Source organism: Prevotella sp. RM4 (genome assembly GCF_000701965.1).
GTDB classification, from domain to species: domain Bacteria; phylum Bacteroidota; class Bacteroidia; order Bacteroidales; family Bacteroidaceae; genus Prevotella; species Prevotella ruminicola.
The window spans coordinates 394115-408782 of record NZ_JNKG01000008.1 but is presented as its reverse complement, the minus strand read 5'-3'; the positions used below and the strand labels follow the sequence as shown (position 1 = coordinate 408782).

Here is a 14668-nt window from a genome sequence, read left to right as displayed (position 1 = left end):
AATTATTATAGCAATGAAGAAAATTACTTATGCAATGTCGGTCCTCATGATGGGACTCGCGTTCACTGCCTGCAGTGAAAGTAACAACAACAATGAAGAGAACGGTAACGAGTTCAACGTTATCAACACTACACCATTGGTAGATGAGGACAGCTATCCCCAGAACACCACCGCTGCAAACTACAACAGCAAGGCTTTCGGTCAGGACGCTATCGACAACTGTTTGTCGCTGATTTCAGAGCTTGAAAATGCCAATACCACCATCGCTACAGCAAAACTGAGCGAGGCTCAAGAGGCTTACCTGCGCAAGGTACTCGAGACTCTGGTTGGTAACGTAATCGTGCCTACCTATACACAGTTGGCTGATGATGTTGAGGATTTGGAGAAGACTCTGAACGGTCTGACCGTAAACAGCATTACACAGGCCCAGATTGACAAGGCTTGTGCCGACTTTAAGCAGGCCCGCCAGAACTGGGAGCGCTCTGAGGCATTCCTGATGGGTGCCGCCAGCGATTTCGATATCGACCCAACTATCGATTCATGGCCTTTGAACCGCAGTCTGCTGCTCAACTACTTTAACAATGGCATGAACGACGAGATGCTGGAGGATGCCACCATCCTGGGCTTCCACGCTTTGGAGTTCATCCTGTTCCGTAACGGTCAGAACCGTAAGGTAGCCGAGTTGCAGGGTAACGATACCTACACTAACTTCGAGAAGATTACTGGTGCCCAGGAGCTGGCTTACGCTCAGACTATCTGCACCCTGCTTAAGCAGCGTTGCTTCCAGTTGCAGGTTGCCTGGGAGGGCGAGACAGCAGCTAATGCCGCTCGTGTAGCAGTAGTTAAGGCCGCAGGTCTGGATATGACTACCGCCGCAGGTCTCTCTTATGGCGAGAACCTGAAGCAGGCTGGTGTAAGTGGCAGCAAGAGCACCTTCCCCACACTGAAGGATGCCATTGCTCAGGTACTGATTAACGACGAGGGCTCATGCCTGGCTATCTGTAACGAGGTAGGTACAGCCAAGATTGCCAACCCATTCAGCGCTGGCGACATCGCTTATGTAGAGTCGCCTTACAGCTACAACTCTATCACCGACTTCCGCGATAACATCCGCAGTATCCGTAACGTATGGCTGGGTTCAACCGACAAGAAGGCTAACGAGTACAGCTTCCACACCTTCTTTGCCAGCGTAAAGAGCGATAAGGTGAACACCGCTGTAGAAAGCAACTACGTGGGTGCTATCGAGGGTATCAGCAACATGCCAACACCATTCGTTAAGTATTGCAGCGTGGTATGGGGCAAGAACTTCGACGATCCCGACAACTGGGACTCTACATCTGGAGAGTAATACACCTGAAAATTAATTAAACAAATACACTAATGGAGAAAATATCGAAACTAACATGTGTTGTATGTTTCGGAATGCTGTCGGCCGCAGGGCTGACAGCATGTTCCGATAATAACGACTTTGCAGATCTGGGACCTCTGACACCTGAAGAACAAGCATTCGGAAAAGCTACTGGCAACTTTACTGCCGAGGAATGGTATCCAGGCGGTGAGCTCGGCACCACCGAGAAGGCCAGCTATTCGGCCATCACTCCTGCTGCTATTGCCGCTGGCATGGAGGAAGACTTCAATACGGGTGAAGGTTTCTTTGAGAAGCTCTACACCTTTGAGCAGGAGCCACGTAAAGGCTTAGGTCCTGCATGGGTGCGCAACTCGTGTATCGCCTGCCACCCCAGCTACGGTCATGGCAAGCGACAGACCGAATATCGTGCCAACCAGATTGGCAACGGCTATCTGCTGGTGATTTATCATCCTGATACCAACGGTTACATCACCGAGGTTACAGGTATGCCTCAGACACAGGCCATGTCGCCATTTAAGGCACCTATCGACGAGAGCCAGATTACTATCGACTGGAAGAATGTGACAGCCATGGAGAGCGGACTGCCCATGAAGTTTGAAGATGGCGAGGAATATGCCCTCATCTACCCTGAGGTGACCATCCCTCAGACCGCTTTCAACACCAACCCACTGCCTACTAACTACGAGGTGCGTCTGGAGTCAACCATCGGCGTATATGGTACTGGTTTGCTCGATGCCATCAGCGATGAGGATATCGAGGCACAGTGGTTGGCCGAGTCGAAGCATGCCACACTGAACCCCGCCATGTGGGATCAGGAGGCTGGCACCTTCAAGTCATCAGCCTACTATTCGGCAGCTTATAACGATCTGGGCACATTCCGTGGCTCTCACGGTCCGATTAAGCGTTTCACTTATGCCATGACTCGTGGTTCGCTGCAGGATGGTGCTGGTTCTAACGCTATCTGGAATATCACCAACGTCACCCGTAGCGACCGTCACTTCCTTTACACCACCCCCGCATGGGCCAAGGCACAGAGCGAGGACAAGGAGGTTATCAGCTATATCAAAGAGCACGGAGAATCGCCACTCAGCATTCTGCACCCCTACTATGCCGACGGTACCGACGAGGGTATTGCGGCTCGTGTAAACGAGATTCTGAGCTGTTCGTCGATTGCCAAGAAAGAGACTTTCGACAAGTACCTGTTTAACGGTGCACCTTACAATGGCAAGGAAGAGATGAGCGACAAGCAGTACTATCAGTTCATGGTATGGCATCGCGCTCTGGCTGTGCCTGCTGCCCGTAATCTGAACGATGAAGCCGTACAGCGCGGTAAGGATCTGTTCTCGCAGATTGGTTGTGCCCGCTGCCACCGTCCTTCATGGAAGACTGGCAACGACGATATGTGGGTAGATGCCAGCATCAAGGCATACGCTAAGAGTGTTGGTAAGGATGCCAACAAGATGCTGCCACGCTATCCTAACCAGACCATCTGGCCTTACACCGATATGGTTCAGCATCGCCTGATGATGAAGAACGATATCCGCACAGGCTGGTGCCGCACGACACCTTTGTGGGGACGCGGCCTGTCGCAGTTGCTTACAGGTGCTAACGATCGTCTGCACGACTGCCGTGCCCGCAGTGTACTTGAGGCTATCATGTGGCATGGTTATTCAAAGCAGTCGGATGCTTACGGACCAACAGAGAAATTCTATCATCTGCCTAAGGCCGATAGAGATGCTGTGATAAAATTCATCGAGTCAATATAATAATCGCACGCCATTTACGTTTTATTATATATGAAGCGAAGTATAATCATTCTATACATCGTGGTGGTTGCTGTACTGGCAGCCGCCACGGTTTTTGAGAAATATCAGGGTACAGAGTATGTATCCAACAATATCTATGGTGCCTGGTGGTTCTCGGCCTTATGGGCTTTGTTAGTAGCCATCAGCATATTCTGGCTCATCAAGCGTAAGGTGCGTCGCCCATCGGTAATGGTGCTACACCTGTCGTTTGTAGTTATCCTGGCAGGTGCCCTGCTCACGCATCTCACCGCCGTAAGAGGTGTAGTACCTTTACGTCAGGGCGTAGCCACCAACACATTCCTAACACGCGACATGCACCTCCACCAGTTGCCTTTCAACATCTGTCTGGAGCATTTTGACGTAAAGTTCTATGAGGGGACAGAGATGCCATCCGACTATATCTCGCAGGTTACCATCGATGGCAAGCCCTTTACCATCTCAATGAATCAGATTGCCAGTTATAGGAATATCCGCCTGTATCAGATGGATTACGATGCAGATATGCAGGGTAGTATCCTGTCGCTGAATTACGATCCATGGGGCATCCCCGTAACCTACTGTGGTTACGCCTTGCTGTTTGTATCGCTCATCTGGATACTCATCGATCCTAAGGGCAGGTTCCGCGAACAGCTGGCTTTGCTGCGCAATCATCGCCGACAACTGAATATCTTTGCAGCTGGCATCGCGGCATGCTTCTTATTCCTGATGTATCACTTCTTGAATAAGTACTCGCCTGAGAACCACCCCATGCCTGTACTCAACTCGCGCCTGCTGCCCGTACATATTGCAACCATCATGTTGGCTTATACCCTGTTGTTGTTTGCATGTCTCAGCAGTCTAGTGGGACTCATTTCAGCCAAATATCAACAGGGCATGCAGCACCTGTCGCAGATGCTGCTCTACCCTGCGCTCACCTTCTTAGGCTTTGGTATCTTTATCGGTGCCATCTGGGCCAACATCTCGTGGGGTAACTACTGGTCGTGGGACCCCAAAGAAACCTGGGCACTCATCACCCTGATGATTTACGGCATCCCCGCCCATCGTAGCATCAAACTTAATCACAACGTGTATATGGTTCTGGCATTCCTCACCATCCTCATGACTTACTTTGGTGTAAACTACTTCTTAGGCGGCATGCACTCGTACGCTTAAGGATACACCAATACCTATTTTATATTAGTTCTTTTTATTGAACACCGAAAGGTGCGCGATGCTTAAAACACTCAGTTTTAGGTATTGCGCACTTTATTTTTTCGCCGTACCTTTGCACCGTCGAATTAAAAGTATAACAATGAGAACAGAAAGAAACATCCCAACGGAACTCAAAGTACTGATGAACCACATCTACGAGCTGAATAAAGGCGTGCGCCAGATGGTACTGTTTACCTGCAATAAAAAGTATGGTAACCAGGCTGTTGAACGATTGGAAAGCCAAGGCATACCCTACGTGCTGCAGCCTGCAGGTCAGCAGAACCTGAACGTTTACTTTGGGCGTCGCGAATGTCTGGATGCCATCCGACTCATTGTTACCCGTCCGTTGAACCAACTTACACCTGAAGAGGATTTTATTCTTGGTGCTATGTTGGGGTACGACATCTGTGCCCAGTGCGAGCGCTATTGCAAACGTAAAGGACAATGCGACGGAAACTGCAAATGTAAGAATTAAACCACATAATGATAATATAAAGTAATGAATTCAACTATTGTAATTTATGGTTCCTCTACAGGAACATGCGAGGCCATCGCAGAGAAGATAGCCTCGAAGCTGGGTTGCGAAGCCTTGAATGTACAGGATCTTTCGGCCGAAACCGTTGCCGCCAACCAGAATCTGATCTTAGGTACCTCTACCTGGGGAGCTGGCGAACTGCAGGACGACTGGTACGACGGTTTGAAGACCTTGCAGGGTGCCGACCTGAGCGGAAAAACTATCGCCATCTTTGGTTGTGGCGACTGTTCTACCTATAGTGATACATTTGTAGGTGGTATGGGTGAGCTCTATAACGGCATCAAAGACAGCGGTGCCAACTTTATTGGTAGCGTTGAAACCGATGGTTACACTTTCGACGATTCTGAAGCAGTTATCGACGGAAAGTTTATTGGCCTGCCTCTCGACGACATCAATGAGGACGACCAGACCGATACACGTATCGATGCCTGGTTGGCAGCTATTACTCCAAGTCTTTAATCACAGGTGTAAATTTATAAATAAGTATTTGTTTAGTTAGGGTAAAGGTGGCTAGTCGAGACGACCAGCCACCTTTCTTTTTGCAATAAAAAAGACTAATAACAGACCATTATCCGATTTTTTTCGTATCTTTGCGGCACAAATTAACAATCATGATAATGCTAAGAATAATTATTTGCCTGCTGGCTATGATGGGAGCTCTTTCGCTCCAAGCTGAATACAAAGAATTAAAACCACGACTTGTGGTGTGTACAGACATTGCACCTGCTGATGTGGAACCCGACGATATGGAGTCGATGGTACGACTGATGGCCTATGCCGACCAATTTGAAATAGAAGCATTGATTACATCAGTAGGTTGGAACTGCGATCCCTATCCTACAGAATGGGCACAGTATCTGCAACGGGTAATTGAGGCTTACAGACAGGATGTGCCGAAGCTGATGCAACGTTCGAAGCAGAAGAATTTCTTAGCATTTGATAAAGAAAGAAAACAACAGTACATAGGATACTGGCCAAGTGCCGACTATTTGAAGAGCCGTGCGGTAATGGGTAGTATTCACGGTGGCATCAAATCCATTGGTGCTGATAACGATTCACCTGGTAGCGAACTGCTGATACAACTTGCCGACGAAGACGACCCACGCCCAATCTATGTAGCTGCCTGGGGTGGTGCCAACACATTGGCACAAGCCATCTGGCGAGTTAAGCAAACACGTTCTGCTGAGGCCTTAAAGCAGTTTTTGCATAAGTTTCGCATCTATACCATTACCGACCAAGACATGCATTACAATATGCGTATGAACCGTAGTTACAGTTCGCACATGTGGCTACGTAAGGAGTTTGCCGACGATTTGCAGTTTGTGTGGGATGAAGGCACATGGCAGGAGCAGTGCGAACTTGGCAAACGCCACTGGCAACAGCATAAGGACTACATACAAGGCCGAGGTGCGTTAGGCAGCGAGTATCCTACCTACAAATGGGGAGTTGAAGGCGATACGCCTAGTTTTCTGTATGTCATGCCCAATGGTTTGAACAATCCCGACGATCCACATCAAGCTGGTTGGGCAGGCTATCATGAGCATGGACTCTGTGCCGACTCGATTACCACCGCCTGGACCAGTTGGCAGGAGCCGCTGCGTAGCATCAGTATAGAGTATAAGCAGCGTTTCTACCCCGACGAGCTTAACGATTTCATGGCACGTATGCAGTGGGCTGCCGAGGGGCATGGCAATCATAATCCTCGAGTTATCATAAACAACAACACAGGTATTTTGCCCATTCATATCACAGCTAAAGCGGGTGATACAATACGCCTTGATGCCTCATCATCGCAGGATAGTGATGGCGACAACCTGCAATTCTTATGGTGGCAGCAGCCTGAGATAGGGCAAACAAAAGTGACCATCTCCCAGTCAACCCAGAAGACAGTCACCATACATATCCCTGCAGATACTGCAAACGACACGATTCACATTATTTGCGAAGTACACGACGACGGTCCCTTTCATCTGGTAGCCTATCGCCGCATCATTATTTCTATATAGCCACTAAACTTTGTGGTTATAGTGTCTGATAAGACACGCTACACCAATGGTTGCGAGCAAAAATTCCAAAGCTACTACTAAAATGTATACCATAGTAATTTGATTATAAATTAGGTGAAACAGAACATATCCAATTTTCGAGATTGCATTGGGGCGTTTCAGCATATAGCTGTTCGCCAACAATGTGCGCATGGCGTTCACGCAGTTCATGGCAAATTTTATCTGCATCATGATTCAGTTTGTTACCTAATGCCACTAACACGGCAAAGTTCTTTCCACTTAGGCTAGCACCACGCAACGTTTGACAAGCCCACTGCCAATGGGGAGTCATACTTCCATCAGCCATAAACTCTAATGCAAGAACAAAACTCTGGCAGTTTTCTATCTGCCTGTTGTTAATACTCTGTACGCTGATAGTTTCAGCGCCAAGCTTGTCGGCTATTTCTTCTGCAATAGCCTGACAACTGTCGTATACCACGACGATTGATTCATGTTTCATACCCACAAAAATTAAGTTGCGCCTCACGCCCTTACATCGAGAGCATTTAGCAAATACCGAAAAAGGCTGGTCTTCAGACTTTCCTCCACTCCCAAGCGCCTTCTCACCCAAACGGGCAATGGCATTGATGCTTAGGAGCCATAATGGAGTTCACTGCTGCGGGACAGTCGGAGATTCTCACTCACATTCCCAATTAATCGCGGCTAAGCGAACCTTTACGGGCGAAGGTCGAGGCTATGCCTCAACGTTCACGTTAAGTCGAGGCGTAGCCTCAACTTTCACATAGACTCATTCTTGAATCACGTTGCAAATATACAACATTATTCTTATACGCCAAACAAAAAATCAAAAATAATTTGTTTTATACAAAAAAAGGCCCCAGGCCTTCTATCCGTTAGCGAGATAGTTGGCCTGGGGCACGTTTGGCAGTTAACGCTTCGTTCCATTACGCACTGCCCTTCATTGTCAAAAGGATATTGATCATTAGGTTATATCTATTACTTAAAAAAAAGAAAGAGCGATTAAATTTTCTGGTTGCAAAGGTAAGGCAAAAAATCCATTCCCACAAGGGTTTAGACAAATGATCGGGTGGTTTCAGACAAATCGTCGGACATTTCAGACAATCTGTCGGACAAAACGACACGTCGTCGGACAAATTACACAACTTTTGGCACTTAATTTCAAGATAATGATAGCAAAACACACGATAAAACTACATTTTGTTTTGTGGTTTTAAACAATTTTATATCTATAATAGGTGTAGTTATCGCGAACAAATACCCGACTATTTGTCTGAAACCACCCGACCATTTGTCTGTGCTATTGCAGATACTGTCTTTTTGTTATATCTTTGCACCAGAAATTTAAAAACAAAAGTAATAAAAGTATGGAAACAAATCTAATTATCCTGATGGCATTCGCCTTAATAGTGTTGGCAATGATTGTAAGATTGTGGGTACTCGACATGAGCCACAATGGTAAACTGTAATAGTATATATCTTAAAAAGATGCATTTCAATATTGGTGTGATAAACTTCTAAAAACATGGAAATAGCGCTGATGGTTCTGTTAGTCGTCGCCGTGATATTATTTATCCTGGTGGTAAGAATGTTGGTGCTCGACATGACTCACAATGATAATTAATGCTAACTTAATTCAACTGGCTACGCAAAAAGAGTTTCGGCATGTATTCGGCTCTCTCTGCCGGTGGTTACAGATTCTAAATCTTTATGAATGGAATATTGAAGGGGGAAAAGATAAAAACTTGATTTTTTATTTGGGTTTTTAGAAAATAACCCGTACCTTTGCACCTAGAAACAAACTATTTATCATGAAAATTTGTAGGTGCATATATATAATAAGTATAGCTATCATCCTTACCGTGCTCACGGCCTGTGGCGGTAAGGGCAGTGAAAAACGAGGCGACATCCCCGCAAAGCGCATTTCCACACGTGGCGACAGTATTGCTCTGGCTGCTAGATTTTCTGGCGACTTTGAGCATTTCCTGGCCGTTACCGACAGTTTGGCCGAAGTTGGCGAACTCTCGCCGATACGTGCCGAAGGCTATCGTGGCGTAGCTTATTTCCAGATGGGACAGATGGATAAGTGCATCGAGTGCTTCCGTCGTGTTGTTGCTATCGAGAATCCTCCTGCCGAGGACTTCTGGGAGTACATACATGCAGGCACTAACCTGGTTATCATGCTAACCACCGATCGCGACTACGATAATGCCATGCGCACTGCCCTCCTGCTTATCGACAAGCTGAAGGATGTGGACAATCCATACTGTCCTGTCGAATTACAGACGCTTTACTTAAGCCTAGGCGACACCCAGATAATGTTGGAACGCTTCGACGAAGCCAAGAAGAGTTATGACGATGCCTATCTGTGGGTACTTCGCACAGTTAACGACTCTACAAACCGACCGATAGCAGCCAGCATTCAAACCTTAGAGAATATCGCCGTTAGTCACATCAATCACCACTTGAATGAGGCCGGCGTATGGGTAGATCGCATGGACTCGCTTGTAACTATCTATGAGAAAGAGCCCAAGCCGATTGAAAAAGAATTAAAAACACTGCGTGCCTTAGTTTGGCTGCATCGTGCACAAGTGTACCAGATGAACGGAAAAACAGCCGAAGCCGCCCGCAATTATGCCCAATATATGAAAACCGACTTTGGACAAACACTCGAGGGACGCATCAACGGCTGCGGATACCTGGTAGAAGCCCGTCGCTATGCCGAAGCTGCCGACAACTATACCGAACTCGACCGTTTTATTAAGGATTGGGGGTATGAATACGATTTAGAAACCATCGGTCAGAATCTACTGCCTAAGTTCCGTTCCAACTATTTTGCCGGACGTAAGGACTCGGCCCTCCATGTGGCCATGCAGATAGCCGAAGTCTACGATACGGCGCTTGTACGCCAGAAGCGTAGCGAAAGTGCCGAACTGGCTACCATCTACGACACGCAGGGCAAGGAGCGCCAGATAGCAGAACAGCGCGCCCAGAACCGATTCGTAACAGCCATCAGCATTGCCGTCACCACAGCAGCTTTACTTATCCTGGCTTTCGGTCTCTATGCCTTCCTGCAGTGGCGCATCACCCAGCGACACAACCGCATCCTGGCCCGACAGATTACCGAAGCCGTAGAGTATAAGGAGAAATACAAGGAACTGAAAGCCGCTAACCGTTCGGCCGAATCAACAAATTCACCAAAGGTCGAAGCTGAAACTGCTGAACCAAGTACAATTGGAGCAGGACTTAGCATCTCTGATTTCACGACACTTACCGACGAGCAGTTATTCCTCTGCCTGCGCGATTTGATTGAAAACGAAAAACTGTTCTTGCAGCCCGACTTTGGCCGACAGTCGCTCATCGATCGTACAGGCTTGTCGAAAGAACGCATTGGTGCCGCCTTTGCACAGGGTAGCGATAGTGTTTCGCTGCCAGCCTACGTTCGCGAACTGCGCCTCGATTATGCTGTAAGTCTGATGAACAGCCAGCCCGACCTGAACGTTGAGCAGGTAAGTCAGGCCAGCGGATTTACCAACGCCGACACCTTTACCCGCAACTTCCGCACCAAGTACGGCATGACGCCAACCACCTATAAACAAACAAATAACAACGCGTAAAAAAAATAACATATGGACAGAATGAAAAAACTACTTTTATTAATGCTTGCTGCCATGACAGCAACAATCAGTACACAGGCACAGACAAAGCGATCGGCCGACTTCAAAGCTAAGTACCAGCTGAAGGAGGTCGTAGTGATGAGTCGCCACAACATCCGCTCACCACTGGCATCGGGCGGTGCCACCTATATGCGAGTAACGCCTTATGAATGGTTTAAGTGGACATCGCCAGGCAGTCAGTTATCACTGCGTGGCGGCGTACTTGAAACAGAGATGGGACAGTTTTTCCGCAAATGGTTGGTAGGCGAAGGACTGCTGCCCGATAACTACCGTCCCGATGGCGACGATGTGCTGTTCTATGCCAACTCTCGCCAGCGTACATTTGCCACAGCTAAGTATTTCTCAGCCGGATTCCTGCCCTTCGCCAACGTGGAGATTAAGCACAAGTACGAGGAGGACAAGATGGATCCCTTGTTTACGCCACAGTTCACAAAGATGAACGATACCTACCGTCAGCAGGTTCTCGCCGAGATAAACGCCATGCACAACGGTCCACAGGCTTGGATGCAGTCTGTACAGTCCACCCTAACGCTGGTAGAGGAAATCATTGATATGGCGCACTCACCAGCAGCGCAGAACGACACAACGCACTTCTGGTACGATGACACGCAGTTTACATTAGAGAAGGGCGACGAACCGAAGATGACTGGCGGCTTTATGCTGGCCAATAGCGTAGCCGACGCTCTGGTGCTGCAATGCTACGAAAGCGAGAGCATGTCGGTCTTCGGCCATGAGTTGACTCAGGAGCAATGGCGAGCCATCTGCGGCATCAAGGAGGTGTACGACGCTTTGCTCTTCACAACTCATAGTGCTGCCGTAAACCTGGCTTACCCATTAGTGAGTCGTATCCGTGAAGAACTGCACCACGACCGACGTAAGTTCACATTCCTCTGTGGTCACGACAGCAATCTGGCCAGTATCGGTGCAGCCCTGCGTCTCGTATATCCAGAAACCGAACAGGCTCTGGAACTACATACCCCCATCGGTTCTAAACTCGTGTTCGAGAAGTGGAGCAACGGTACAGATGAGTACGTTGCCATCAATCTGGTATATCAGGCCGTCAGTCAGTTACAGAACCGCACATTGCTTTCTGTCGAAGAGCCACCTATGATTCTCCCCGTCACCATCGAAGGACTGACGGCTAATAGCGATGGACTCTACCGTCTGTCAGATCTTGATGCCCGCATGGCCGAAACAATGACGGAATACGATGCCATCAAAGACACCGAGACTTCCGCCATCCCAGCTCCTGCCACCACCATTCCCTCCGGCTCTGCCCGTTCCTACACACTCAGCGGAACCCAGGCTTCTAATAGTTACCGAGGAATCGTTATCGAACAAGGCCATAAGACCGCAAGAACAAAATACTAGTTTTTAAGTATTGCACACCCTACCAATAAGTACTGAGCGCAAACAGCGTATGGCCCAGAAGATTCTGGCAGCCAAACGCCGCATCGAAATAACAATGCTATCGGAATAAAAAAAATGGGTGACCAAACGGTCACCCACTTTTTATTAACAAACAACTTAAAGTGGATAATCTTCGAATGCATAAAGCACTGTCGAGAGATAGCGCTCGCCAGTATCAGGCAGCAGCACTACTATCTTCTTACCCTTATTCTCAGGACGCTTAGCCACCTCGGTAGCAGCATAGAGGGCTGCACCTGCCGAGATACCTACCAGCAGACCTTCCTGCTGAGCAATCTCACGACCTGTACGGATAGCAGCGTCGTTCTCTACATCAAACACCTCGTCGATAACAGTTGCATCGTAGGTCTTGGGAATGAAACCTGCACCGATACCCTGAATCTTGTGAGGACCGCTCTGACCGCCGTTCAGTACAGGGCTCGACTTGGGCTCTACAGCAATAATTTTCACGTTTGGATTCTGCTCCTTCAGATACTTACCTGTACCGCTGATAGTACCACCAGTACCAACACCGCCGATAAAGATATCGACCTGTCCATCGGTGTCGCGCCAGATCTCAGGACCTGTAGTAGCATAGTGCTTAGCAGGGTTAGCAGCGTTCTCAAACTGCTGCAGAATCACAGCACCAGGGATAGAGTCGCGCAGTTCCTCTGCAGCGCGGATGGCGCCTGGCATGCCGTCTTTACCAGAAGTGAGTCGTACCTCGGCACCATAGGCTTTCACAAGGTTTCGGCGCTCTACACTCATGGTTTCAGGCATGGTAAGGATCAAATGGTAGCCTTTGACGGCTGATACCAGTGCCAGTCCTACGCCCGTGTTTCCAGAGGTTGGTTCGATAATGGTTGCACCTGGCTTCAAGATGCCTTTGGCCTCTGCGTCTTCAATCATCGCCAGTGCGATACGATCTTTTACGCTACCACCAGGATTAAAGAATTCTACCTTGGCAATAACAGGAGTCTCCAGACCCTTTGCCTGTGAAAACTTGTTGAGCTCAAGAAGTGGAGTGTTGCCGACGAGCTCTGTCAGCTGTTTTGCGATTTTACTCATAATCCTTACCTTTTTTTATAAAATTAATAACAAATAAATCTCTCTCTTCAATATGATTTTTATCACACTGCAAAGGTACGACGTTTTTTGCAGTCTCACAATCCCTCTTGTGTGGCATTCTATATACCAAACGTTTGGTATATTGTTGAAAAACGGGGATTTTACTCCCCGTTCCCGTTAAATTTGGTCAAAAGCCTGCGACAAGTCGGCAATAATGTCGTCGATGTGCTCAGTACCGATACTCAAGCGGATGGTTGATGGCGTGATGTGCTGCTCAGCCAGCTCCTCAGGACTCAGCTGTGAGTGAGTGGTGGTATATGGGTGGATAACCAGACTCTTCACATCGGCCACGTTAGCCAGCAGTGAGAAAATCTGCAGGGCATCGATAAACTTCCAGGCCTCTTCCTGCCCGCCCTTAATCTCGAAGGTGAAGATTGAGGCACCACCCTGTGGGAAGTACTTATTGTACAAAGCATGGTCGTGATGACTTGCCAATGCTGGGTGATTAACCTTAGCCACCTTTGGATGGTTGGCCAGGAAGTCAACAACCTTCAGTGCATTCTCCACGTGGCGCTCTACACGCAGACTCAGTGTCTCAACACCCTGCAGCAGGATAAAGGCATTGAATGGCGACAGTGTAGCACCGGTATCGCGCAGAATCACGGCACGGATACGAGTCACGTAAGCGGCAGCACCTACTGCATCGGCAAATACGATACCATGGTACGATGGATCGGGCTTAGCCAGTGTGGGGAATTTTTCGGGATTAGCCTTCCAGTCGAACTTACCACCATCTACAATCACACCACCCAGTGAGGTTCCGTGTCCACCCAGGAACTTAGTGGCCGAGTGTACTACGATGTCGGCACCATGCTCCAATGGACGGATCAGGTATGGGGTACCGAAGGTGTTATCAACGATGAATGGGATGCCATACTTGTGAGCAACAGCAGCCACACCCTCAAGGTCGAGCACATCGCTGTTAGGGTTGCCGAAGGTCTCGGCATATACTACTTTTGTGTTGGGCTTGATGGCAGCCTCGAGCGCAGCCAGATCGTTTACATTCACGATGGTATTGGTAATGCCCTGGGTAGCCAGTGTATGGGTAATGAGGTTGTAAGAACCACCATACAGGTTATCAGCAGCTACGATATGGTCACCTGCCTGCACAATGTTCTGCAGAGCGTAAGTAATAGCGGCTGCACCACTGGCAACTGCAAGACCAGCTACTCCACCTTCGAGTGCTGCCACACGATCCTCGAACACACCTTGTGTAGAGTTGGTCAGTCGACCGTAGATATTACCAGCATCGCGAAGTCCGAAACGATCGGCAGCATGCTTTGAGTTGTGGAACACATAGCTTGTGGTCTGATAGATGGGCACGGCACGTGCATCAGTAGCGGGGTCGGCCTGTTCCTGGCCTACATGCAGTTGCAAAGTCTCGAAACGATAATTCTTACTTGTACTCATAACTTTATTCCTTTCTTTTTATTTGATTAAACTTTCTGGGTGCAAAGGTAATAGGTTTAGAAAAATCTACCAAATTTCTTGTTTAATTCAGAAAATATACCTAATTTTGCAGTCGAGAAAGA

The 14668-nt window shown here is 48.2% G+C and carries 11 protein-coding genes and 1 riboswitch; of the genes, 8 read left to right on the top strand and 3 right to left on the bottom strand.

What is annotated here, in order from left to right; all coding sequences use genetic code 11:
• The first annotated feature begins 13 nt into the window (after positions 1-13).
• The 6 genes from T499_RS0107540 to T499_RS0107515 all read left to right on the top strand — a co-directional run bounded on the left by T499_RS0107540 (position 14) and on the right by T499_RS0107515 (position 6906).
• Positions 14-1348: an imelysin family protein gene (locus T499_RS0107540; RefSeq protein ID WP_013064031.1), complete on the top strand. Its 1335-nt coding sequence runs from the start codon at positions 14-16 to the stop codon at positions 1346-1348.
• A 74-nt stretch (positions 1349-1422) separates the two neighbouring features.
• Positions 1423-3135, top strand: a complete 1713-nt coding sequence (locus T499_RS0107535) for a di-heme oxidoredictase family protein (RefSeq protein ID WP_052173544.1) — start codon at positions 1423-1425, stop codon at positions 3133-3135.
• A 30-nt stretch (positions 3136-3165) separates the two neighbouring features.
• Entirely contained in the window at positions 3166-4326 is a 1161-nt protein-coding gene (gene ccsA, locus T499_RS0107530; protein ID WP_033150436.1) for a cytochrome c biogenesis protein CcsA, read from the top strand.
• 139 nt (positions 4327-4465) lie between these two features.
• Positions 4466-4840, top strand: coding sequence for a DUF2023 family protein (locus tag T499_RS0107525; protein WP_028908099.1), 375 nt, complete (start codon positions 4466-4468; stop codon positions 4838-4840).
• 24 nt (positions 4841-4864) lie between these two features.
• Positions 4865-5359: a flavodoxin FldA gene (gene fldA / locus T499_RS0107520; protein WP_013064475.1), complete on the top strand. Its 495-nt coding sequence runs from the start codon at positions 4865-4867 to the stop codon at positions 5357-5359.
• A gap of 158 nt (positions 5360-5517) precedes the next feature.
• Positions 5518-6906, top strand: a complete 1389-nt coding sequence (locus T499_RS0107515; protein WP_033150435.1) for a DUF1593 domain-containing protein — start codon at positions 5518-5520, stop codon at positions 6904-6906.
• 103 nt (positions 6907-7009) lie between these two features.
• On the opposite strand, the gene T499_RS0107510 is transcribed toward T499_RS0107515, so the two are convergent.
• Complete coding sequence (locus tag T499_RS0107510; protein ID WP_036908982.1) at positions 7010-7405, bottom strand: NADPH-dependent FMN reductase family protein; 396 nt, start codon at positions 7403-7405, stop codon at positions 7010-7012.
• Positions 7406-7451: 46 nt separating this feature from the next.
• Positions 7452-7637, bottom strand: a riboswitch (cobalamin riboswitch).
• Between the two features lie 1098 nt (positions 7638-8735).
• Here T499_RS0107510 and T499_RS0107505 point away from each other — a divergent pair.
• Entirely contained in the window at positions 8736-10541 is a 1806-nt protein-coding gene (locus T499_RS0107505; protein WP_033150434.1) for a helix-turn-helix domain-containing protein, read from the top strand.
• A 21-nt stretch (positions 10542-10562) separates the two neighbouring features.
• Positions 10563-11972 carry a histidine-type phosphatase gene (locus T499_RS0107500; RefSeq protein WP_198021263.1) on the top strand — a complete coding sequence of 470 codons (1410 nt, stop codon included), beginning with the start codon at positions 10563-10565 and terminating at the stop codon, positions 11970-11972.
• A gap of 156 nt (positions 11973-12128) precedes the next feature.
• Here the strand turns inward: T499_RS0107500 and cysK are convergent, their stop codons facing one another.
• Both cysK and T499_RS0107490 read right to left on the bottom strand, forming a co-directional pair.
• Positions 12129-13076 (bottom strand): cysteine synthase A, encoded by a 948-nt coding sequence (gene cysK, locus T499_RS0107495; RefSeq protein ID WP_013064323.1) that lies wholly within the window; start codon positions 13074-13076, stop codon positions 12129-12131.
• A 177-nt stretch (positions 13077-13253) separates the two neighbouring features.
• Complete coding sequence (locus tag T499_RS0107490) at positions 13254-14546, bottom strand: O-acetylhomoserine aminocarboxypropyltransferase/cysteine synthase family protein (protein WP_013065213.1); 1293 nt, start codon at positions 14544-14546, stop codon at positions 13254-13256.
• Between the last annotated feature and the right edge of the window lie 122 nt (positions 14547-14668).